Source organism: Cupriavidus gilardii, assembly GCF_017598945.1.
GTDB classification, from domain to species: domain Bacteria; phylum Pseudomonadota; class Gammaproteobacteria; order Burkholderiales; family Burkholderiaceae; genus Cupriavidus; species Cupriavidus gilardii_E.
Genome location: NZ_JAGFTW010000027.1, coordinates 20,773 through 42,036 on the forward strand (window position 1 = coordinate 20,773; position 21,264 = coordinate 42,036).

Annotated in this window: 18 protein-coding genes and 1 other RNA gene; 3 read left to right on the forward strand and 16 right to left on the reverse strand. The window is 68.9% G+C overall.

Annotation, left to right across the window (positions count from 1 at the left end; all coding sequences use genetic code 11):
• Positions 1 to 16 precede the first annotated feature (16 nt).
• Positions 17 to 877 (forward strand): endonuclease/exonuclease/phosphatase family protein, encoded by an 861-nt coding sequence (locus J5T34_RS09645; protein ID WP_208579564.1) that lies wholly within the window; start codon positions 17 to 19, stop codon positions 875 to 877.
• Positions 878 to 937: 60 nt separating this feature from the next.
• Here J5T34_RS09645 and J5T34_RS09650 read toward each other — a convergent pair whose 3' ends face one another.
• From J5T34_RS09650 to surE, 5 genes are read right to left on the reverse strand one after another with little or no spacing between them, the layout of a single operon-like run.
• Complete coding sequence (locus J5T34_RS09650; protein ID WP_208579565.1) at positions 938 to 1,780, reverse strand: 3'-5' exonuclease; 843 nt, start codon at positions 1,778 to 1,780, stop codon at positions 938 to 940.
• Positions 1,777 to 2,946, reverse strand: a complete 1,170-nt coding sequence (gene rpoS / locus J5T34_RS09655; RefSeq protein ID WP_208579566.1) for an RNA polymerase sigma factor RpoS — start codon at positions 2,944 to 2,946, stop codon at positions 1,777 to 1,779. Before rpoS ends, J5T34_RS09650 begins: the two co-directional genes overlap by 4 nt.
• 6 nt (positions 2,947 to 2,952) lie before the next feature.
• On the reverse strand, positions 2,953 to 3,819 hold the full coding sequence (locus J5T34_RS09660; RefSeq protein ID WP_208579567.1) for a peptidoglycan DD-metalloendopeptidase family protein: 867 nt from the start codon (positions 3,817 to 3,819) through the stop codon (positions 2,953 to 2,955).
• 8 nt (positions 3,820 to 3,827) lie between these two features.
• Entirely contained in the window at positions 3,828 to 4,748 is a 921-nt protein-coding gene (locus J5T34_RS09665; protein ID WP_208579568.1) for a protein-L-isoaspartate(D-aspartate) O-methyltransferase, read from the reverse strand.
• A gap of 45 nt (positions 4,749 to 4,793) precedes the next feature.
• A complete protein-coding gene (gene surE / locus J5T34_RS09670; RefSeq protein WP_208579569.1) occupies positions 4,794 to 5,546 on the reverse strand; it encodes a 5'/3'-nucleotidase SurE in 753 nt (250 codons plus the stop codon).
• Between the two features lie 220 nt (positions 5,547 to 5,766).
• Here surE and J5T34_RS09675 point away from each other — a divergent pair, with 220 nt between their 5' ends.
• Positions 5,767 to 6,741 (forward strand): NADPH:quinone oxidoreductase family protein, encoded by a 975-nt coding sequence (locus J5T34_RS09675; RefSeq protein ID WP_208579570.1) that lies wholly within the window; start codon positions 5,767 to 5,769, stop codon positions 6,739 to 6,741.
• 167 nt (positions 6,742 to 6,908) lie between these two features.
• Here the strand turns inward: J5T34_RS09675 and J5T34_RS09680 are convergent, their stop codons facing one another.
• From J5T34_RS09680 to J5T34_RS09730, 11 genes are all read right to left on the reverse strand, one after another.
• Positions 6,909 to 7,700 carry an ABC transporter permease gene (locus J5T34_RS09680; RefSeq protein WP_208579571.1) on the reverse strand — a complete coding sequence of 264 codons (792 nt, stop codon included), beginning with the start codon at positions 7,698 to 7,700 and terminating at the stop codon, positions 6,909 to 6,911.
• Between the two features lie 89 nt (positions 7,701 to 7,789).
• Positions 7,790 to 8,602 (reverse strand): ABC transporter ATP-binding protein, encoded by an 813-nt coding sequence (locus J5T34_RS09685; RefSeq protein WP_208579572.1) that lies wholly within the window; start codon positions 8,600 to 8,602, stop codon positions 7,790 to 7,792.
• A 211-nt stretch (positions 8,603 to 8,813) separates the two neighbouring features.
• Complete coding sequence (locus J5T34_RS09690; protein ID WP_208579573.1) at positions 8,814 to 9,860, reverse strand: ABC transporter substrate-binding protein; 1,047 nt, start codon at positions 9,858 to 9,860, stop codon at positions 8,814 to 8,816.
• A 190-nt stretch (positions 9,861 to 10,050) separates the two neighbouring features.
• Entirely contained in the window at positions 10,051 to 11,034 is a 984-nt protein-coding gene (locus tag J5T34_RS09695) for a Bug family tripartite tricarboxylate transporter substrate binding protein (RefSeq protein ID WP_208579604.1), read from the reverse strand.
• 160 nt (positions 11,035 to 11,194) lie between these two features.
• Positions 11,195 to 12,169, reverse strand: a complete 975-nt coding sequence (locus tag J5T34_RS09700; RefSeq protein ID WP_208579574.1) for a hydroxymethylglutaryl-CoA lyase — start codon at positions 12,167 to 12,169, stop codon at positions 11,195 to 11,197.
• Positions 12,166 to 13,362, reverse strand: coding sequence for a CaiB/BaiF CoA transferase family protein (locus J5T34_RS09705; protein ID WP_208579575.1), 1,197 nt, complete (start codon positions 13,360 to 13,362; stop codon positions 12,166 to 12,168). Before J5T34_RS09705 ends, J5T34_RS09700 begins: the two co-directional genes overlap by 4 nt.
• A 298-nt stretch (positions 13,363 to 13,660) precedes the next feature.
• Complete coding sequence (locus tag J5T34_RS09710) at positions 13,661 to 14,566, reverse strand: LysR family transcriptional regulator (RefSeq protein ID WP_053822073.1); 906 nt, start codon at positions 14,564 to 14,566, stop codon at positions 13,661 to 13,663.
• A 51-nt stretch (positions 14,567 to 14,617) separates the two neighbouring features.
• The gene (gene recR / locus J5T34_RS09715; RefSeq protein ID WP_149319859.1) at positions 14,618 to 15,232 is read right to left on the reverse strand and encodes a recombination mediator RecR; all 615 of its coding nucleotides are present in this window, start codon (positions 15,230 to 15,232) and stop codon (positions 14,618 to 14,620) included.
• A 28-nt stretch (positions 15,233 to 15,260) separates the two neighbouring features.
• Positions 15,261 to 15,593 carry a YbaB/EbfC family nucleoid-associated protein gene (locus J5T34_RS09720; RefSeq protein WP_023263605.1) on the reverse strand — a complete coding sequence of 111 codons (333 nt, stop codon included), beginning with the start codon at positions 15,591 to 15,593 and terminating at the stop codon, positions 15,261 to 15,263.
• A gap of 105 nt (positions 15,594 to 15,698) precedes the next feature.
• Positions 15,699 to 18,125, reverse strand: a complete 2,427-nt coding sequence (locus tag J5T34_RS09725) for a DNA polymerase III subunit gamma/tau (RefSeq protein ID WP_208579576.1) — start codon at positions 18,123 to 18,125, stop codon at positions 15,699 to 15,701.
• A gap of 157 nt (positions 18,126 to 18,282) precedes the next feature.
• Complete coding sequence (locus tag J5T34_RS09730; protein WP_208579577.1) at positions 18,283 to 20,793, reverse strand: adenosylcobalamin-dependent ribonucleoside-diphosphate reductase; 2,511 nt, start codon at positions 20,791 to 20,793, stop codon at positions 18,283 to 18,285.
• Positions 20,794 to 20,850: 57 nt separating this feature from the next.
• Between J5T34_RS09730 and ffs the strand changes: the two genes are divergently transcribed.
• An RNA gene (gene ffs / locus J5T34_RS09735) (signal recognition particle sRNA small type) lies at positions 20,851 to 20,949 on the forward strand.
• Positions 20,950 to 21,264: the final 315 nt, after the last annotated feature.

Consider the following 21,264-nt stretch of genomic DNA (forward strand, 5'->3'; position numbering starts at 1 on the left):
CCGGGAGAGGCTAGCGATGGAACTGATCAACTGGAATATCCAGTGGGGGCGAGGGTGCGACGGCGAGGTCGACCTCGCCCGCACCGTGTCGACGCTGCGGGCGCTGGCCGACTTCGACGTGCTGTGCCTGCAGGAGGTGACGCGCGGCTTCGGCGAGATGCCGGGCAACCCGGGCGCGGACCAGGTCGCCGAGCTGGCCGCGCTATTGCCCGGCTACCACCTGCTGTACGCGCCGGGGGTCGACCGCTTCGCAGCGGATGGCACGCCGCGCCAGTTCGGCAATCTGATTGCGACCCGTCTGCCGGTGTGCGAGGTGTTTCGCCATGCGTTGCCCTGGCCCGCCGATCCTGCCGTCGCCTCGATGCCGCGTGTCGCGTTGGAAGCGACGGTCGTCGTCGGCACCGGGCGGCTGCGCGTCATCTGTACGCATCTGGAGTACTACTCGGCCCTGCAGCGCAACGCGCAGGCCGAGGCCCTGCGGGGCTGGCATGTCGAGGCCTGCCAGCATGCGGCGCGGCCCGGTCCGGCAGAGCGGCGCTTCGGTCCGTTCACGCCCGAGGCGCGCCCGCGCAGCGCCATCCTCTGCGGCGACTTCAACAGCAAGCCCGACGACATCGCCTACCGGCGCCTGACCGCACCATTCGACGACGGCACGCCGGCGTGGCGCGATGCCTGGCTGCATCTGCATCCGGGTCGGCCACACGCACCGACTTGCGCGCTCTACGACAAGGCGCAGTGGAACGAGCCGCCCTTCGCTTGTGATTTCGTGCTGGTGACCGAGGACCTGCTGGGACGGGTCACGCGCTGCGAGGTCGACGGCAGCACGCAGGCATCGGACCATCAGCCGGTGCACCTGTCGCTGCGGGACTTCGAATGAGGCAGTGAGGGTGTGAGGCGCGCGACGTCGCGACGCTGCGACTTCGCGACGCCGTACGCGTCAGTCGATCTCTTCGTCGTCGGCCACGCGGCTTGACGGCTGCAGCTGGAAGGCCTGCAGATATTCCATCCATTGCGGCCCCGGCAGTTCCGCCAGCGATTCCTGCACCAGTTCGACTTCGGCATCGAACTCGCGCGGCGTCAGGCCGCCGCGCATCATCTGGAAGCGGCAGTACATCAGGTAGGTATTGACGACGTCGGTCTCGCAGTAGGCGCGGATCGCACCGATCTGCCCCTGCTGGAACGCCTCCCAGACCTTGCTGCCGTCCATCCCCATCTTGCCCGGGAATCCGCACAACCTGGCGAGGTCATCGAGCGGCGCGCTGGCCCGCGGCTGGTACATCGCCAGCAGATCCATCAGGTCCAGATGCCGCATGTGGTAGCGGCTGATGTAGTTGTTCCACTTGAAGTCGCGGCTGTCGTCGTCGCGGCCCTCGCCCATTTCCCAGTAGCGGGGCGCGGTAACGCCGTGCACCAGCCCGCGATAGTGCAGCACCGGCAGATCGAAGCCGCCGCCGTTCCATGACACCAGTTGCGGACTGTAGCGTGCGATCAGTTCGTAGAAGCGCTGGATCAGCGTTGCTTCGCCATCGTCCTCGCTGCCGAGCGAACCGACATGGAACAGCGCGGTGCCGTCGCGCTGCGTGCGACGCAGCACGCAGGAGATCGCCACCACGCGTTGCAGATGCAGGGGGAGGAAATCGCTGCCGGTCTTTTCGCGGCGAGCCGCGAAGGCCAGCTCCGCGACCTCGGCATCGCTCAGCGTCGGCGGATGGTCGTGCAAGCGGCGCAGGCCGGCGACATCGGGAACCGTCTCGATGTCGAATACCAGCACAGGCGTCATAGAACCGCGTCCTTGCGCACCCCTTGCGAAGCGAAATGCCGCTTGAGCTTGACCAGCGCTTCCTGCTGGATCTGACGCACACGCTCGCGCGTCAGGCCCATCTCCTCGGCCAGCTCTTCCAGCGTGGCGGGCTCGATATGGTTCAGGCCGAAACGGCGCTCGACCACATAGCGGTGCTTCTCGGACAGCCGCGCCAGCCACAGCTTCATCAGGTTCTCGAGCTCGCGGTGCGCGACCTCCTGATCCGGCGCGGCATTGTGCTCGTCCGACAGGAAGTCGAGCAGGCTCGATCCCGGATCGAGATCGAACGGCGTATCGAGCGAGGTCGTGTGTTCGTTCAGTGCCAGGACGTCCTGCACTTCGTCGGGAGTCTTGCCGAGCAGATGCGCGATGTCCTCGAGGCTGGCATCGCGTCCGTCGGTGCCGCCCTTCTCCAGATGGCGCTTGGCACGCAGCACCTGATTGAGTTCGCGGATCACGTGCACCGGCAAGCGGACCGTGCGCGCCTGATTCATGATCGCGCGCTCGATGCTCTGGCGGATCCACCAGGTGGCATAGGTCGAGAAACGGAAGCCGCGCGACGGATCGAATTTCTCGATGGCATGCATCAGGCCGAGGTTGCCCTCTTCGATCAGATCGAGCAGCGGCACGCCGCGATTCAGATAGCCCTTGGCGATGCTGACCACCAGGCGCAGGTTGCGCTCGATCATGACCTGACGCGCGGAGAAATCGCCGTCCTTGGCCAGCGTCGAGAAATGGAGTTCTTCGGGAGCCGACAGCAGCGGCTTGATGCTGATGCGATTCAGATAGTGCTGAACGGTATCGGCGGCCAGTTCGGTATGCAGGGCGCTGCGGAATTCGTCCTGCTCGGTGGCGACCGCGGCTTCGGTCGCGCCCTCTTCCTCGTCGGTCTCGCGCTCGGACTCGTCGTCGTCGCGCGCGACCGCATCGCCGTCGTCGGCCATCAGATCGGCCTCGCGCAAACCCACGGAGCCGGCGCCGGGCGCGATCGGTTCGTCGGTCAGGGGAATCAGCTCGGCCGCCAGATCGTGTTCGTAGCCATCGGCTTGCCCGTCACGATGTGCCACACCAGAACGTGCTTCCGGTTGCTTGGCACGACGGGTGCGGCTGGCGGTTCCGGAGGAGACTGTTTTCTGGCGTGGCATGAACCCTCACTGTGGCGGCAAATACCGCATCGGATCGACCGGTTTCCCGTTCCTGCGAACCTCGAAATGCAGCTTCACGCGATCGGCATCGGTATTGCCCATCTCTGCAATCTTCTGACCCCGGCGGACCGTTGCCTGCTCTGTCACGACGACCTTGTCGTTGTGGCCGTAGGCAGTAAGAAAAGTCTCGTTGTGTTTGATGATGACAAGATTCCCGTAGCCGCGCAAGGGGCCTACGTGAATCACCCGACCGTCATCCGCGGCGAGCACCGCATCGCCGCGCTGACCGCTGATATCGATGCCCTTGTTGCCCTTTTCGTCGAAGCGCCCGAGCAGCGCACCACGCGCGGGCCAGGCCAGCTGGACCTCGCCGTTGGCCGCTGCTGCGGGGCTCGTGCCGGCGGCGGCCGGCGCGGAAGCACCGGCGGGCGCGGCGCCGTTCGCGCCCGGCGTGGTGGCCGGCGGCAGCGCGGCCTGATCGAGCGGCTGGCCTTGCACCGCGGCCGGTGCGACCGGCATGGTCGCAACGCCGGTCGCGGCATTGACGTCGGCGCCCGGCGGCACGATGCGCAGCAGTTGGCCGACCTCGATCTGATTGGCGTTGACGATATTGTTCCAGGCCGCGACATCGCGATACGACTGGCCGTTCTCGAGGGCGATGCGATACAGCGTATCGCCGCGCTTGACCCGATAGTAGCCGGGAGGCGCGGGCTCGACCGGTGCGGCCGCGGTGCCCATGCCGCCGGCGGTACGGTCGATCACGGGCGCGGGCATCGGCGAGGAAGCGCAGGCGGCCAGCAGGGCAGCCAGCAGCGAGGCGGTGGCGAGCTGGCCCGCGCGGATAAGACGTTGCGAAGTCACGGTGTTGTGCATAGTTCGACTCAGGTGGTGCCCGATTTTAATGGCACAAAGAAAACGGCTTCAAGCGCGGTGCGGTGATAACGATGCCGGCCCCGGCGCTCGATCAGCAGCAGTTGCTGCGCCGCGGCCTGGCCCTGCTTGTGCCCGTCCGCGGCCGCCACCGCGACCGGCGCGATCAGCCTGCCGCCGATCTCGAGCTGTTCCAGCAGCGCCTCCGGCACTTCCATTCCCGCCGCGGCCAGGATGATCGCGGAGAACGGCGCGGCCTGCGGCAGTCCCAGCATGCCGTCGCCATAGTGCAGGCGCAGATTGGGCAGGCGCAGCGCGCGCAGGTTCGCCTTGGCCTGTTCGTGCAGCGGCCGGATCCGCTCGATCGAGAACACGTCGCGCGCCACCAGGCTCAGCACCGCGGCCTGATAGCCGCAGCCGGTGCCGATCTCAAGCACGCGCTCGAGCGGCTGCGCCGGCGCCAGGCCATGGCGCAGCAGTTCGATCATGCGGGCCACCACCGACGGCTTGGAGATGGTCTGCTGATGGCCGATCGGCAGCGCCGCGTCCTCGTAGGCCTGCGAGGCGAGCCCCGGCTCGAGGAACAGATGGCGCGGCACGGTGGCGATCGCCTGCAGCACGCGTTCGTCGCGAAGGCCGCCGCTGCGCAGGCGCGCGGCCAGCGCGGCGCGCGCGCGGTCCGAGGCCATGCCGCCGCCGCCGACGCTGGCCGCGATGGTGCGGGCCTGCACCGCGCTGCCCGGCGGCGCGGGCGCGGGCACCGGCGCGGCGGCCGGCGGCACACGGCGCGCTGGCGTCGGTGCCGGGGCCGGCGTGGCCGCACGCTTGCCTACGATCGCGGGCAGGCCGGCGGTTCGCGCGGGCGCGGGCTTGCGCTCGACCACGGAGTCGAGCGTCAGCGGAAACTTCGGACGGCGCGGGCTCGAACTCATGGCCTCATCGCATCCATGGACCCGGCCGCCGGCACGCGGCTCGGCTCATTCGAGCCATTGCCGCAGCGTATCGAGCTGGGCGCGGTGGGTCAGATCCAGTTGCAGCGGGGTCAGCGAAACGAAGCCCTCCGCGGTCGCGTGGAAGTCGGTGCCTTCGCTGGCATCGAGCGCATCGCCGGCGGGACCGATCCAGTAATTGGTCTCGCCGCGCGGATTGACCTGCGAGATCACCGGCTGCGAAGGATGGCGCTTGCCCAGCCGCGTGGCGCGCAGCCCGCGGATATGTTCGAACGGCAGATTGGGGATATTGACGTTGAGCAGGAACGGTTCGCGCGGCGGCGTCGCGATGGCGCGCTCGACGATGCCGCGCGCGATGCGGGCGGCGGCGTCCAGATGTTCCCAGCCCTTGTCGACCTGCGAGAAGGCGATCGACGGGATGCCGAGCAGAAAGCCCTCGATCGCGGCGGCGACGGTGCCGGAGTACAGCACGTCCTCGCCCATGTTCTGGCCCTGGTTGATGCCCGACACCACCAGGTCCGGCTTTTCGTCGAGCAGGCCGGTCAGCGCGATATGGACGCAGTCGGTCGGCGTGCCGTTGACGAAGCGAAATCCCTGTTGCACCCCTTCGCGCGCCTCGAACACCGTCAGCGGCCGCTGCAGCGTCAGCGAATTCGATGCACCGCTATGATTCTGCTCGGGGGCAATCACGGTGATACGGCCCAGCGGCGCCAGCGCGGCATGCAGCATGGCAAGTCCCGGCGCGAGGTAACCGTCGTCGTTGGCGAGAAGGATGTGCATGGCCGCGATTGTACCCGAGGCAAATGCGATGGCGTCGTGACAAGGTGCCGGAGAATGGTGCGCGGCGCCCCCTGCAGCGGCCCTTGCCGCGTCCCGCACCGCCGCCGCCATGCTGCCTTCCGCCAAACTGAACGATCGTACTATTTCTGCGCTACACTAGCCCGGACCCGCGTGGCCGCGCGGTCCACATCGAGGCATCAAGACATTCAATGGAGACACGATGAAAGCCGTACTGTGCAAAGCCTGGGGCCCGCCCGATTCGCTGGTGCTCGAAACCCTGCCCGACCTGGTCGCCGGTCCCGGCGAAGTGGTGATCGACGTCAAGGCCGCCGGCGTCAATTTCCCCGACGTGCTGATCATCCAGAACAAGTACCAGGCCAAGCCGCAGCTGCCCTTCTCGCCCGGCTCCGAACTGGCCGGCATCGTCAACGCGGTCGGCGAAGGCGTCGGCCACGTCAAGCCCGGCGACAAGGTGATCGCGTATCTGGGCAACGGCGCCTTCGCGACGCAGGCCAAGGCGCCCGCCGCCGCGGTCGTGCCGATGCCGCCGGGCATCGATTTCGAGACCGCTGCAGCGTTCACGCTGACCTATGGCACCTCGCACCATGCGGTGGTCGATCGCGGCGAGCTGAAGGCCGGCGAGACCATGCTGGTGCTGGGCGCGGCCGGCGGCGTGGGCCTGGCCGCGATCGAGATCGGCAAGGCGATCGGCGCGCGCGTGATCGCGGCCGCCTCGACCGACGAGAAGCTGGCCGTCTGCAAGGAGCATGGCGCCGACGCGCTGATCAACTACAGCACCGAGGACCTGCGCGAGCGCATCAAGGCGCTGACCGACGGCAAGGGTCCGGACGTCATCTATGACCCGGTCGGCGGCATCTATGCGGAACCCGCATTCCGCTCGATCGGCTGGCGCGGCCGCTATCTGGTGGTGGGCTTTGCCAACGGCGAGATTCCGAAGATGCCGCTGAACCTGGCGCTGCTCAAGGGCGCGTCGCTGGTCGGCGTGTTCTGGGGCGAATTCACGCGCCGCGAGCCGCGCGCCAACCAGGCCAACATGGCGCAGATGCTGGGCTGGATGAAGGAAGGCAAGATCCGCCCGCACATCTCGGCGCGCTACCCGCTGGAACAGGCGGCGCAGGCGCTGAAGGACATGGAGGCACGCAAGGTCACGGGCAAGATCGTGATCGTGCCGTAAGCCTGCGACACTTGGGATTGAACCTTGAGCCTGCTCCCCTCTCCCGCGTGCGGGAGAGGGGTTGGGGGAGAGGCAGCGGCGGTGGCAATCTGCGAATCCCATCCACATGACTACCGCCCTATTCCCTCTCCCCGGCCCTCTCCCGCAAGCGGGAGAGGGAGAACCCCCTACAGCTTCTCCGTCTCCCCGCTCTTGGGCTGCCACTTCATCAGCCGGCGTTCCACCACTCCCACCATCCAGTCGAGCACCAGCGCAAACGCGGTCAGCACCACGATGCCCGCGAACACGGTATTGATGTCGAAGGTGCCTTCGGCCTGCAGGATCAGATAGCCGACGCCGCGCGCCGAACCCAGATACTCGCCGACCACCGCGCCGACGAAGGCCAGCCCCACCGAGGTATGCAGCGACGAGAACACCCAGCTGGTGGCGCTCGGCAGATAGACATGGCGCAGCAGCTGCTGCTGGTTGGCGCCCAGCATGCGCGCGTTGGCCAGCACCACCGGGCTGACTTCCTTGACGCCCTGGTAGACGTTGAAGAAGACGATGAAGAACACCAGCGTCACCGCCAGCGCGACCTTGGACCAGATCCCCAGGCCGAACCACACCGCGAAGATCGGCGCCAGAATCACGCGCGGCATCGAGTTCATCGCCTTGATATACGGATCGAGGATGGCCGAGGTGACGGGGCTCAGCGCCAGCCACAGCCCCACGCCCAGGCCCGCGATGGTGCCGATGCCGAAGGCCAGCACCGTCTCGAGCAGCGTCACGCCCAGATGCAGGTAGATGTCGCGCTCGACGAAGAACCAGCTCCAGACGCGCTGCGCCACCAGCCACGGCTCGCCGAAGAAGAACGCCACCTGCTGCGAGCGCGTGGCCAGATGCCAGACGCCGAGAATGATCACGAGGACGAGCAGCTGCCAGACGCGCAGCATGCCTTTGGAATCGGTACGAAATGCCATGGATCGTTATTGGTTCGGATTCGTTGGATCGTGGACTGGTGGGCTAGCGGGCTGGGGGGCTGGCGGGCTTGCCGGCAGCGTCGCGCCCCTCAGGCGACCTTGCGCTGCTGCGCATAGCCCTTGAGCACTTCCTCGCGCAGCACGTCCCAGATCGCCGCGTGCAGTTCGACGAAGCGCGGATGGTTGCGGATCTCCGCCACGTCGCGCGGACGCGGCAGATCGATGTCGAATTCGCCGATCGGATGCGTGGCCGGGCCAGCGGACAGCACCACCACGCGGTCGCTCATCGCGATGGCCTCGTCCAGATCGTGCGTGATGAACAGCACCGCCTTGCGCCTGGCGGCCCACAGTTCGAGCACCTCGTTCTCCATCAGCTGGCGGGTCTGCACATCGAGCGCGGAGAACGGCTCGTCCATCAGGATGATGTCCGGGTCCAGGATCAGCGTCTGCGCCAGCGCGACGCGCTTGCGCATGCCGCCCGACAGCTGGTGCGGATAGCGGTCGCCGAAGCCGCCCAGGCCCACGCGGCGCAGCCATTCCTCGCCGTCCGCGGCCGCCTGCGCGCGCGGCACGCCGCGGAATTCGAGTCCCGCGATCACGTTGTCGAGCGCGCTGCGCCAGGGCATCAGCGCCTCGGTCTGGAACATGTAGCCGGCGCGCGCGTTGATGCCCGACAGCGGCTCGCCGAACACGCGCACCTGGCCGGACGAGGGCGTCAGCAGGCCGGCGCCGACATTGAGCAGCGTCGACTTGCCGCAGCCGGTGGGCCCGACCACCGAAACGAATTCGCCGGGCGCGATCGCGAGCGAGACGTCCTTGACGGCGGTATAGCGCTGATTGCGGTCCTCGCGCGAAATGAAGGTACAGGTGACGTTGTCGAGGGAAAGGGCCGGAGTGCTCATGCGTTTCGCTATGCGTGCGCCGCGCATCGGTGCGGACCGAAGGCGGCGGAAGTTCGATGACGCCGCGATGGGGCGTCCATCGCATGTCAATGGCGCCTCGGCGATGCGGTGCGCGGCCTTTGTCTGATACAAAGCCGCACCGCCGAAAGCAAAGGCCCGCTGCACGCAGCGGGCCCCGCTTCCCGCGGCCGCCGATGCGCGCCGCGGTGGCTTACTTGTACTTCGCGTTGGCTTTCTGCACGAAGCTGTTGGTGAAGGTCTGGTCCAGCTTGATCGCCTTGCCCTTGAGGGCCGGATCGAACTGCTGCAGCGTCGCCAGTGCGGTGCGCGGACCGTCGGCCGGCATCATGCCGTCCGGCGAGATCGCTTCCTTGACCTTGTCCCACGCCGACAGATAGAGCGCACGGTCCCCCAGCAGATAGCTCTCCGGCACCGTCTTGACGATGTCCGACGGGCCCGCCTTCTGCAGCCACTTCAGCGCGCGCACCATCGCATTGGTCAGCGCCTGCGTGGTATTGGGGTTCTGTTCGATGAACGAGGCCGAGGCATAGAGGCAGCCCGACGGCATATTGCCGCCGAACACCGCCTGCGTGTCCTTCAGCGTGCGGGTATCGGCGACGACGCGCACCTCGTTCTTCTGCGTCAGCATCGAGATCACCGGGTCCAGGTTCGCCATCGCGTCGATCTGGCCCGAGCGCATCGCCGCGACGGCGCCGTTGCTGGCGCCCACGCCGATAAAGGACACGTCCGACGGCTTCAGTCCGGCCTTGGCCAGCACGAAGTTCGCCATCATGTTGGTCGACGAACCGGGCGCGGTGACGCCGATCTTCTTGCCCTTCAGGTCGGCGACCGACTTGAAGTCCGGCATCGTCTTGTTGGACGTCACCAGCACGATCTGCGGCGCGCGGCCCTGCAGCACGAACTCGCGGTAGTTCTGGCCCTTGGCCTGCAGATTGATGGTGTGCTCGTAGGCGCCCGATACCACGTCGGCGCTGCCGCCGACCACGGCCTGCAGCGCCTTGGCGCCGCCGGCGAAGTCGACGATCTCGACGTCGAGCCCTTCGTCCTTGAAGTAGCCCTGGCGCTCGGCGATCGTCAGCGGCAGGTAGTAGAACAGGTTCTTGCCGCCGACGGCGATCGTGACCTTGGCCTTCTCGGGCTTGCCCTGCGCCTGCGCAAAGCCGCCGAAGGTGAACCAGCCGGCCAGGAACAGCACCAGCGCGATCAGCAGCTGTTTCCAGAATTTGCGGTTGTACATCTGTGTCTCCTGCTTATTGTGTTCCCGCGCGGTGTTCTCGCGCCTTTTCGAGCCTCTCGCCCCGCGCATGACGCGCGAGCGACCCGCCGGATGGCATGCAGCGCCGCCGCGCGGCTTCGTGCGATGCTATCCGAGCGGCGCGGGTCGGCCCAATCGGGAACACTACCTAGCGGGAACGCTGCCCGCAGGCTTATTCGGCCTGGATATTGGCCGACTGTATGACCTTGCCCCAGCGCGTCAGCTCGTCACGCTGGTACTGGCCCAGCTGCGACGGGTTCATGTACTTCGCTTCGGCGCCCAGGTCCTCGGCCTTCTTGCGGAAGGCATCGGTCTTCATGATCTTGTCGATCTCTACCGTCAGCTTGTCGATCACGGGCTTGGGCGTGCCGGCCGGGGCGTACATCGCGAACCACGACGACACGTCGAGATCGGCGTAACCGGCCTCGGGCGCCGACGGCACGTCCTTCAGGCTGGGCAGGCGGTTCTTGCTGGTCACCACCAGCGGGCGCAGCTTGCCGGCCTGGATATGCGGAATCAGCGGCGGCGGCGTGGTGATGGTCAGATCGACCGAGCCGCCCAGCAGATCGGTCATCGCCGGACCGGTGCCCTTGTACGGCACGTGCGTGATGTGGATGCCGGCCATCAGGTTCAGCAGCTCGGTCGACACATGCTGCAGCGAGCCGTTGCCCGACGAGGCGTAGTTCAGCTTGTTCGGATTGGCCTTGGCGTAGGCCACCAGCTCGGACAGCGACTTGACCGGCAGGCTCGGGCGCACCACCAGCACCTGCGGCGCCGACAGCAGATTGGCCACCGGCGCGAAGTCCTTGACCGGGTCCCACGACAGACCCTTCACCAGCAGCGGCGTGATCACGTGAAAGCCCGAGTACTGCACCAGCAGCGTGTAGCCGTCCGGCTTGGCGCGGGCCACCAGTTGCGCGGCGATGCCGCCATTGCCGCCGGGGCGGTTCTCGACGACCACCGGCTGGCCGAGCGCCTTGGCCAGCGGCTCGGAGATCATGCGCGCGGCCAGGTCGGTGGTGCCGCCAGGCGCCGCGGACACGATCAGCGTGACCGGGCGATTCGGATAGGCGCCGTCCTGCGCGTGCGCGCCGGGGGTCAGACAGGCCGCGGCCGCGCAAACGGCGGCGGCAAGCAGACGGCGGCGGCCGGGCATGGCCGAGTCAGCGGCAAAGTCAGCGGAACGGAACGGTTTGGACGAACGGATCGACATGCTGTCTCCTCCAGGAATCGATGTTGTTTTTGGGTTGGGGTTGCGGACCTTCGTCCGCGTGCTTGCTGATTGCTGTTGTTCTTGGGGGATGGGCCGCCTGCCCTCACTGCCCCGCGAAATGCTCCGCCAGCCAGGCCGGCGGCTGATGTGTGCGCAGCCGCGGACCGGCGCGCAGCAGCTGGCTGCAGACGTCGCGCTCGACCACGGTGGGCAGTTCGCCGATGATGCCGAGCAGGCGCTGCAGATCGACGCCGGTGTCGACGCCCATCGACGCGAACATATGGACGAGCTCCTCGGTGGCGACATTGCCGCTGGCACCGGGCGCGTAGGGGCAACCGCCCAGTCCGCCGGCGGCCGCATCGAAACGCGACACGCCGATCTCCCACGCGGCGAGCGCATTGGCCAGGCCCATGCCGCGCGTGTTGTGCAGATGGATGGTCAGGCCGGTCGCCGGCAGTTCGCGCTGGAAGGTTTCGCACACCGCGCGCACCTGGTTCGGATAGGCCACGCCGGTGGTATCGCACAGCGTGATGCCGTCTGCGCCGGCCTCGGCGAAGCTGCGTGCCAGCGCCATCACCGCATCGATGGCCACCTCGCCCTCGAACGGGCAGCCGAACACCGTCGACAGCGAGACATTGACCGGCACGCCGGCCGCGCGCGCCACCTCGATCATCGCCAGCAGCTGCGCCTGCGATTGCGCGCGCGTCATGCGCAGATTGGCGCGGTTGTGCGTCTCGCTGGCCGACATCACCAGATTCACTTCATCGGGCCGGCACGACAGCGCACGCTCCAGCCCGCGCAGGTTCGGTACCAGCACCGTGTAGCACACGCCCTCGGCCCGGCGCATGCGGTGCATCACGGCCTCGGCGTCGGCCAGCGCGGGAATCGCCTTGGCGGACGTGAACGAGGTCGCCTCGATGCGGGCGAAGCCGCAGCCGGACAGCGCCTCCAGCAGCGCGACCTTCGTATCGGTCGGCACCACGACGGGTTCGATCTGCAGGCCGTCGCGCGGCGCGACCTCGTTGATCTCGATGCGGGCCGGGCCGCGCAGCGGGAAGTTCGATGCGGCCGCGTTCATGCCACCACCCCGCGTGCGCGCAGGTCGGCGATGGTCGCGGCATCGAAGCCGGCCTGCGCCAGCACCGCGTCGGTATGCTCGCCGAGCGTCGGCGCGCGATCGTGGATCGCGCCGGGGCTGCCCGACAGCTTCGGCACGATGCCCGGCACCTCGACCGTCAGGCCGCTGGCCGCGGTGACCTGCTCGATCACGCCGCGGGCGCGATAGTGCGGATCCTCGGCGATGTCCTTGACCGTATAGATGCGGCCGGACGGCACCTGGGCCTCACGCAGCACTGCCAGCGCGCTGTCGATGTCCTGCGTGCGCGTCCACGCGGCGATCGCGGCGTCGAGCTCCTCGACCCGGGCCACGCGGCCGTCGTTGCGCGCCAGTGCCGGATCGTCGGCCAGGTCGGCGCGGCCGATCGCCTGCATCAGGCGCTTGAAGATGGCGTCGCCGTTGGCGGCAACCAGCACGTATTCGCCGCTGGCGCACGGATAGGCGTTCGACGGCGCAATGCCGGGCAGCGCGCCGCCGGCCGGCTGGCGCACCGCGCCGAAGGCTGAATACTCTGGCAGCAGGCTCTCGCTCAGATTGAACAGCGCCTCGTACAGCGCCACGTCGATGACCTGGCCGGTGCCGCCGCGCGCATCGCGCTCGTACAGCGCCAGCAGCACGCCCAGCGCGCCATGCAGGCCGGCGATGGTATCGCCCAGCGACAGCCCCGCGCGCACCGGCGGCCGGCCCGGCTCGCCGGTCAGATGGCGCAGCCCGCTCATCGCCTCGGCAACCGCGGCAAAGCCGGGCTCGTCGCGCTTCGGGCCGGTCTGCCCGTAGCCGGACACGCGCAGCATGATCAGCCTCGGATTGGCGGCGTGCAGCACGTCCCAGCCCAGGCCCCACTTCTCCATCGTGCCCGGGCGGAAGTTCTCGATCAGCACGTCGGCCTCGGCCGCCAGCTTGCGCACCAGCGCCTGCCCGTCCGGGCTGCGCAGATCGATGCAGATCGATTCCTTGTTGCGCGACTGCGCCTCCCACCAGACCGAGGTGTCCTGATACAGCAGGCGCCATTTGCGCAGCGGATCGCCCTGCCCGGGCGGTTCGACCTTGATCACGTGGGCGCCGAAATCGGCCAGCGTCTTGGCGGCGAAGGGACCGGCGATCAGCTGCCCGAGTTCGAGCACGCGGATGCCATCCAGAATCTGTCGCGGCATGCGGATTGTCTCCGGGGATCGGTGTGTGTCTGGCGATCGCCGGGAGGATTGGGGCCTGGCCCTGCGATCGAATTTGGCCGCAGTGTGCCGCAGCCCTGGCGGGCGCGGAAGGCGTCAATCGGTGAAGCGGGCCTTCACCGAACGCGAAAGGCTGCTGCCCTCTCCCCTACCCCTCTCCCGCAAGCGGGAGAGGGGTAGGGGAAGGCAACCGCATGACTTTGAACGCCCGCAGCAGGCTCCCCTCTCCCGCTCGCGGGAGAGGGGTGGGGGGAGAGGGCCCCCCCGAGCGGAAAAAAATTCAGAACGGCGCGCGATCGCCGCAGAGGTGGGTGATCAGCAGCCGCGCCGATACCGTCAGCGCGGCCGGGTCGCGCATGCCGATCAGCAGCGAGCGCTGCGCCCAGGCGTCCTGCAGCTTGACCAGCGACAGGCCCATCGACTTGACGTGCGGCTCGGCGGCAATGCGCGGCAGCACGCCGACGCCCAGGCCCGCCATCACCATGCGGCACATCGCATCGAAGCTGCGCACCTGGATGCGCAGCCGGAACGGCCGCTCGAGCCGGCTGCTTTCCTCGAGCAGGCGCGCGGCCAGCGAGGTCACCTGCGGCAGGCTGACGAAGTCGTATTCGAGGGTATCGGCATAGCGTACCGGACCGCGCTGCGACAGCGGGTGGCCCGGCGGGGTCACCAGCACCAGCTCGTCCTGGCGGTATTCGACGGTAACGAGGCCGGCGCTCGGCGTGCGGTCGGCGAAGATGCCGACGTCGGCGCGGTTCTCGACCAGCGCCGCGACGATATCGCCGCTGTTCTGCTCCTCCAGCTCGATGCGGATGGTCGGATGCAGCCGCATGAAACCGGCAAGATCGTCAGGCAGGAATTGCGTGATCGCGGAGGTGTTGGCGCAGACCCGCACCTGTCCGCGCACGCCCGACGCATAGTCGGACATCACGCCGGCCATGCGCTCGACGTCCTGCAGCACGGTCAGCGCATGATGAAAGCACGCCTGCCCCGCCTCGGTCAGCTGCACGCCCGCCGCATGGCGGAAGAACAGCGGCGCGCCGACGGCCGCCTCGAGATCGGAAATGCGTTTGCTGGCGGCCGCAACGGCCAGATGCGACTGGCGCGCGCCGGCCGAGATACTGCCCTGCCGCGCGACAGCGACGAACAGTCCCAGCGTGACCAGATCGAAGCGGGCCAGGTTCATCGGGCGATCAGACCATGCGCGTCGATGCGAAGCGATGCAAGGGGCCGCGGCTCACAGCGTGCGGCGGTCCATCACCGCGCGCGCGATGGTGCCGGCATCGACGTATTCGAGCTCGCCCCCGACCGGCACGCCGCGCGCCAGCCGCGACACCTTGAGCCCGCGCGCCTTCAGCATCTCGCCGATATAGTGCGCGGTGGCCTCGCCCTCGCTGGTGAAGTTGGTGGCGACGATGACCTCGGCCACCGGACCGCCGAGCGCGGGATCGGTGGCGCGCGCCAGCAGCCGGTCCAGATGGATCTCGCGCGGGCCGACGCCGTCCAGCGGCGACAGCCGGCCCATCAGCACGAAATACTGGCCGCGGTAGGTCAGCGTCTGCTCGATCATCACCTGGTCGGCGGGCGTCTCGACCACGCACAGCAGCGAGGCATCGCGGCGCGGATCCAGGCAGGTCTCGCAGACCTCGGCCTCGGTGAAGGTATTGCAGCGCGCGCAGTGACGCACGCCGTCCGCCGCGCCGCGCAGCGCGTCGCCGAGCCGGCGCGCGCCCTCGCGGTCATGCTGCAGCAGGTGATAGGCGATCCGCTGCGCCGACTTCGGGCCAACGCCGGGCAGCACCTTCAGTGCCTCGACCAGCGCCTGCAGCGAGGTGGGAGTGGATGCCTTCATTGGATGTGCGGGCTCGGCAAGTCCGCGCTCAGAACGGCAGCTTGAAGCCCGGCGGCAGCGGCAGGCCCGAGGTCATCGAGCCCATCTTTTCCTGCGTGGTGGCTTCGGCCTTGCGCACCGCATCGTTGAAGGCGGCCGCGACCAGGTCTTCCAGCAGCTCCTTGTCCTCGCCCTCGGCGAGCAGGCTCGGATCGATGGTCACGCGCTTGACATCGTTCTTGCAGGTCATCACGACCTTGACCAGGCCGGCGCCGGACTGGCCCTCGACCTCGATCAGGGCGAGCTGCTCCTGCATCTTCTTCATGTTTTCCTGCATCTGCTGGGCTTGCTTCATCAGCCCGGCGAGTTGGCCCTTCATCATGATGCTTCTCCTGATATCGATGGATTCGGTGGATTCGTCAGTCGGTGCGCGCCGCGCGGCTTCGATAGGGACGTATTGGCGTAGGGATCGACAGGCGTGCTCGTGTCAGACCGCGCGCGGCTGGATCGAGCCCGGCACGATCTGGCCGCCAAACTCGCGCAACAGGCCCTGCACGAAGGGATCGTTCTCGATCGCTGCCTCGGCCGCACGCTGGCGCTCGGCGCGCGCCTGCGCATCGGCCGCCGCGGCGGTCTCGCTCACCGCGCCGACCTCGCAATGCACGCGCACCGCTTCGCCGAAATGGTCCGACAGCGCCTGCGCCAGACGCTCGACTGCATTGCCTTCGGCGATCGCCGCGACCGGTGCGCGCAGCACGAAGGTGCGGCCCTGCACGCGCGCCAGTTCGCTCTGGTAGGCCAGTTGCTGGGCCAGGCCCTTCAGCGGCAGGCTGGCGGCCAGCGCCGGCCAGTCGCCGCTGAAGATCGCCGGCGTGCCGTCGTCCGGCGGCAGCGGCGCGGCGGCCGGCGGCGGGGTCTTGTTCGGGCCCGCCGCGAAGGCCTCGTCCGCGGCGGCAGTGGCCGGCACCGGCATGGCGGCGCGCGGCGGTTCGGGGCGGCGCAGCGGTGCGGCACGCTGCGGCTCGGGTTCGCTGTCGTACGGGCCGATCAGCGGCAGAGCGGGCGGCAGCTCTTCCCGCGGCGGCACGTCGCTGCCGCCGGCCAGTTCCCATGGTGCGGGTTCGGCGGCCGGTGCGGCGGGCGTTGCGGCCGGCGTCGGCGCCAGAGCTGGAGTCGACGGACGCGGCGGCTCGGGCCGGCGTTGCGGCGCGGCCGGGCGCAGCGATTGCGTCGGCGCGGCCGGTGCGGTCGGCATCGGTGCCGGCGCGGCAGCGGCGGCCGTGGGCCGCGCCGAACCGCCGCCCTTCCCGGCCGACGCCTGACGGGCGGCTTGCAGCGCGGCGCGGGCCGGCGACAGCGGCTTGCCGTCGGCGGCGGGCCTGGCGGCCGGGGCCGGCGAAGCGGCAGGCACCGCGGAAGGTGCCACAGACGGTGCGGCGGACGGTGCGGCGGACGGTGCGGCGGACGGTGCCGCGGACGGTGCCTGAGCAAGGGCCGATGCGGGCGACGCTGCGCTGCCGGCCATCGGGCTGGGCGCGGCCGGGCGCGGACCCGCTGTCGTGGCGGGCGCGGCGGACGTGGGGGGCACAGCGGCGGGGCTCGTCGCAGGCGTTGCAGCGGTGTTGGCGGCGGCGCTTGAAGCGGCCCGGGCCGGCGCCATCGCCGGACTCGGCGTCGACAGCGGCGAAGCGGAGGCAACCGATGCCGCCGGCGCGGAAGCCGCCGCGGCGCTGGCCACACTGGCCGCCGCGGGAGCCGGCGAGCGGCGCGCACCGGTCGTCGCGGGTCCTGCCGGCGTCGGCGCCGACGGCATGGCCGACGGCCGGAACGCCAGCATCCGCAGCAGCGTCATCGTGAAGCCCGCATACTCGTCTGGGGCGAGCGCCAGCTCGCTGCGGCCGAGGTTGGCGATCTGGTAGAACAGCTGGACTTCCTGCGGATCGAAGGCGGCGGCCAGGCGGCGCACTTCACCGGCCTCGGGCCATTCCTCCTGCACCGATGCGGGCACGGCCTGCGCCAGCGCGATCTTGTGCAGCAGCGAGCCGAGATCCTGCAGCGCGCCGGCGAACGACAGGCTGCGATCGGCCATGCTGTCGGCCACCGCCAGCATCGCGGCGCCGTCTTCGGCAGCCAGCGCGTCGAGCAGCTGCACCAGATAGCTCTGGTCGATCGCGCCCAGCATGCCGCGCACCGAGGCCTCGGACACCTCGCCGGCGCTGTAGGCGATCGCCTGGTCGGTCAGCGACAGCGCGTCGCGCATCGAGCCGTGTGCGGCCTGCGCGAGCAGCCGCAGCGCATTGCCATCGTGCGCGATGCCCTCCTCGGCCAGGATGCGGTCGAGGTGGTTGACGATATGGCCCGGCGGCATCTGCTTCAGATTGAACTGCAGGCAGCGCGACAGCACCGTGACGGGAATCTTCTGCGGGTCGGTGGTGGCGAGGATGAACTTGACGTGGCCGGGCGGCTCTTCCAGCGTCTTCAACATCGCGTTGAAGGCGTGGTTGGTCAGCATATGCACTTCGTCGATCATGTAGACCTTGAAGCGTCCGACCGTCGGTGCGTAGACCGCCTTGTCGAGCAACTGGGCCATCTCGTCGACGCCGCGGTTCGATGCGGCATCCATCTCGATGTAGTCGACGAAGCGGCCCGCATCGATCTCGGTGCAGGCCTTGCAGACGCCGCAGGGCTGCGCGGTGATGCCGCCGTTGCCGTCAGGCCCGGTGCAATTCAGGGCCTTGGCCAGGATGCGCGACAGCGTGGTCTTGCCGACGCCGCGCGTACCGGTAAACAGATAGGCGTGATGCAGCCTCTGCTGTTCCAGCGCATGCGTGAGCGCGCGCACCACGTGCTCCTGGCCGACCAGCGTGGTGAAATCCCTGGGGCGCCATTTGCGCGCTAGAACTTGGTAACTCATGGCGGCGATTGTAGCAAATGGCGTGCCGCGACAGCGCGGCCGCAGGCCGGGCTTGTCGGTGCGTCGCCGTGGCGAGCGCTACCGCGTGTCTCCCCTCTCCCGCGTGCGGGAGAGGGCTCGGGGGAGAGGGCAAGCCACCGCCGCCCAGCGGCACACACTAACCGCACTCGCCGACGTACCCGCAATTGGCGCATTTGGCGCAGCCGTCGACCTTGTGCAGCGCATGCGCGCCGCAATCCGGGCACGGCTTGCCGGTGCCGACGCCCGGCGCGCCGACCGGCAGGCCGGCGCCCGGCGCGGAAGGTCCACCCTGCGGCGCGGCGTCCATTGCGAGGCCGGCCTCGCGCTGCGCCAGCCGCTCGGCCAGCGCGGCGACCGGCACCTGCTGCCCGTCGGCATCGAGAAAACCGCGCTTGATCAGGATGCGCTGCAGCGCATAGCCGAGCGCCGCCACCTCGGAATCGTGAAAACGCGGCACCTCGGTGCCGTCCTGCCGCGTCAGCGTGCCGTAGCGCACCGTGCCCTTGTCCCACACTACGTTGCGCATGTCGGCCAGCGCCTTGGCGATCGAACCGCCCGAGCGCGCCACCATCGACAGCAGCCGCATCGTGGAGGTAATCCATTGCTGGCCTTCGCTGCGCTGCCCGGCCGGCATGAAGAATTCCACCGGCCGCTCGATCGTCACCGGCTTGCCATCGACCACGCCGCTGACGCGCATGAAGTTGACGGTCAGATAGACCGTCTTGTGGCCCTCGTAGGTCAGGTACTCGACCTTGGACGTCACGCCCTCGAGATCGCCCACCGGCCGGCTGGCGAAGGGCTTGCGCAGCGGATCGTCGCCATTGGCCGCCGCCGCACCCACCGGCCCCGCGCCCTGCCCCGCCGCCTCCGCCACCGACAGCACCGCGCCCAGCACGCGATTGGGGCGATAGGTCGCCAGCCCCTTCAGCCCGGCCTTCCACGCCTCCAGATACAGATTGCGGAAGGCCTCGTACGGATAGTCCTCCGGCACGTTGACGGTCTTGCTGATGCTGGTGTCGATATAGGGCTGCACGGCCTCCAGCATCTTCATATGGTCCAGCGCGGACATCTGCAGCGCGGTGACGAAGCTGTCGGGCAGTTGCGCGACATCGCCGCCCAGATGGCGGTACAGGCGCCAGGCATGGTCCGCGACCTCATAGACCTTGTAGCTGTCGTCGCCCATCCGCTTGCGCCGCTGGTAGGTCCACGAGAACGCCGGCTCGATGCCGTTCGAGGCGTTGTCGGCGAACGCCAGCGTGATGGTGCCGGTCGGCGCGATCGACAGCAGATGCGAATTGCGGATGCCATGCGCGCGGATCGCTGCCCGCACCGGCTCGGGCAACCGGCGCGCGAAGCCGCTTTGCAGATAGGCATCGGCATCGAACAGCGGGAAGGCGCCCTTCTCGCGCGCCAGTTCGGTGGAGGCCAGGTAGGCGGCATCGCGCAGCGTCTGCGCGATGCGCGATGCCAGCGCGCGGCCCGCTTCGCTGTCGTAGCGCACGCCCAGCATCACCAGCGCGCTGCCCAGGCCGAGAAAGCCAAGACCGATGCGGCGCTTGGCCATCGCCTCGGCGCGCTGTTCGGGCAGGGGCCAGTAGGTGACGTCGAGCACGTTGTCCAGCATCCGCACCGCCACCGCGACCAGCGCGCGAAAGCCGTCGAAGTCGAAGGACGCCGCCTCGCTGAACGGCCCGCGCACGAAGCGCGTCAGATCGATCGAGCCGAGGTCGCAGCAGCCGTAGGCCGGCAGCGGCTGCTCGGCGCACGGGTTGGTGGCCTCGATGCGCTCGCAGTAATAGAGGTTGTTGTCGTCGTTGATGTGCGACAGGAACAGGATGCCGGGCTCGGCGTGATCGTAGGTCGCCTGCATGACCTGATCCCACAGCTGCCGCGCCGGCACCCGCCGGTACACCCACATGCCGTCGTCGCGGCGCCAGGCGCCGGCGGCGATGGTCTCGGGCGCGGGCTCGGCGACATGGACCAGATCGATCTCGCCATCGGCCTCGACCGCCTGCATGAAGGCATCGTCGACGCCGATCGACAGATTGAAGTTGGTCAGCTCGCCGCGGTCCTTGGCGTGGATGAAGGCCTCGATATCGGGATGATCGGCGCGCAGCACGCCCATCTGCGCGCCGCGCCGCGCGCCGGCCGATTCGACGGTCGCGCACGAGGCGTCGAACACCTTCATGAACGAGACCGGGCCCGAGGCGCGCGAATGCGTGCCGCGCACCAGCGCGCCCGAAGGACGGATCGCCGAGAAGTCGTAGCCGACGCCGCCGCCGCGGCGCATGGTCTCCGCGGCCTGCGCCACCGCGGCATAGATGCCGGGCTTGCCGTCCACCGTTTCGGACACGGCATCGCCGACCGGCTGCACGAAGCAGTTGATCAGCGTGGCCTCGATGCGGGTGCCCGCGGCGGAGTGGATGCGCCCGGCCGGCACGAAGCCGCCTTCGAGCGCCGCGAGGAAGCGCTGGGCCCAGCGTTCGCGCTGCGCCTCCGGCTCCGCCTCGGCCAGTGCGCGCGCCACGCGGGCACGCACATCGGCTGCGGTGCGTTCCTCGCCCTTGGCGTACTTCTCGCGCAGCACCTCGACCGAAATTTCCTGCGGCGGCAGCACGGCCTGCATCATCTGTTCGTTGGCATTCATCGGTCAGATCACCAGGTTTTGGCGCGGGACTCGCGCTCTGGGTTACAATGCCGGTCGGACGGGCCTCCTCGCATGGCGGCGCGGTCAACCTGGTCAGGTCGGGAACGAAGCAGCCACAGCCGTTTTCCGCCAGTGCCGAGGGTCAGGCTCGTCCCCCTTCCTTTTCTCCCCTCCTGCTTTTCCCCCCGCTTTTTCCCCTGTTTGCTGTTCGCTTTCGGCGCGACATCGGCCGAAGGATGCTGTTCGTCTTCGTTCCGGGCGGCGCGCGTTGGCGCTTGGCCGGCGCCCTTGCCCTCTCCCCCACCCCTCTCCCGCACGGCGGGAGAGGGGAGCCGGTATCCCGCATCGTCGGCGCCGTCCATACCGATATCGCGCTCCCCTCTCCCGCTTGCGGGAGAGGGGTGGGGGAGAGGGCAACGGCGCTCGACAAACCCGCACCGTTCGCATCTTATTCCCGTTCGCCGCCCTGCG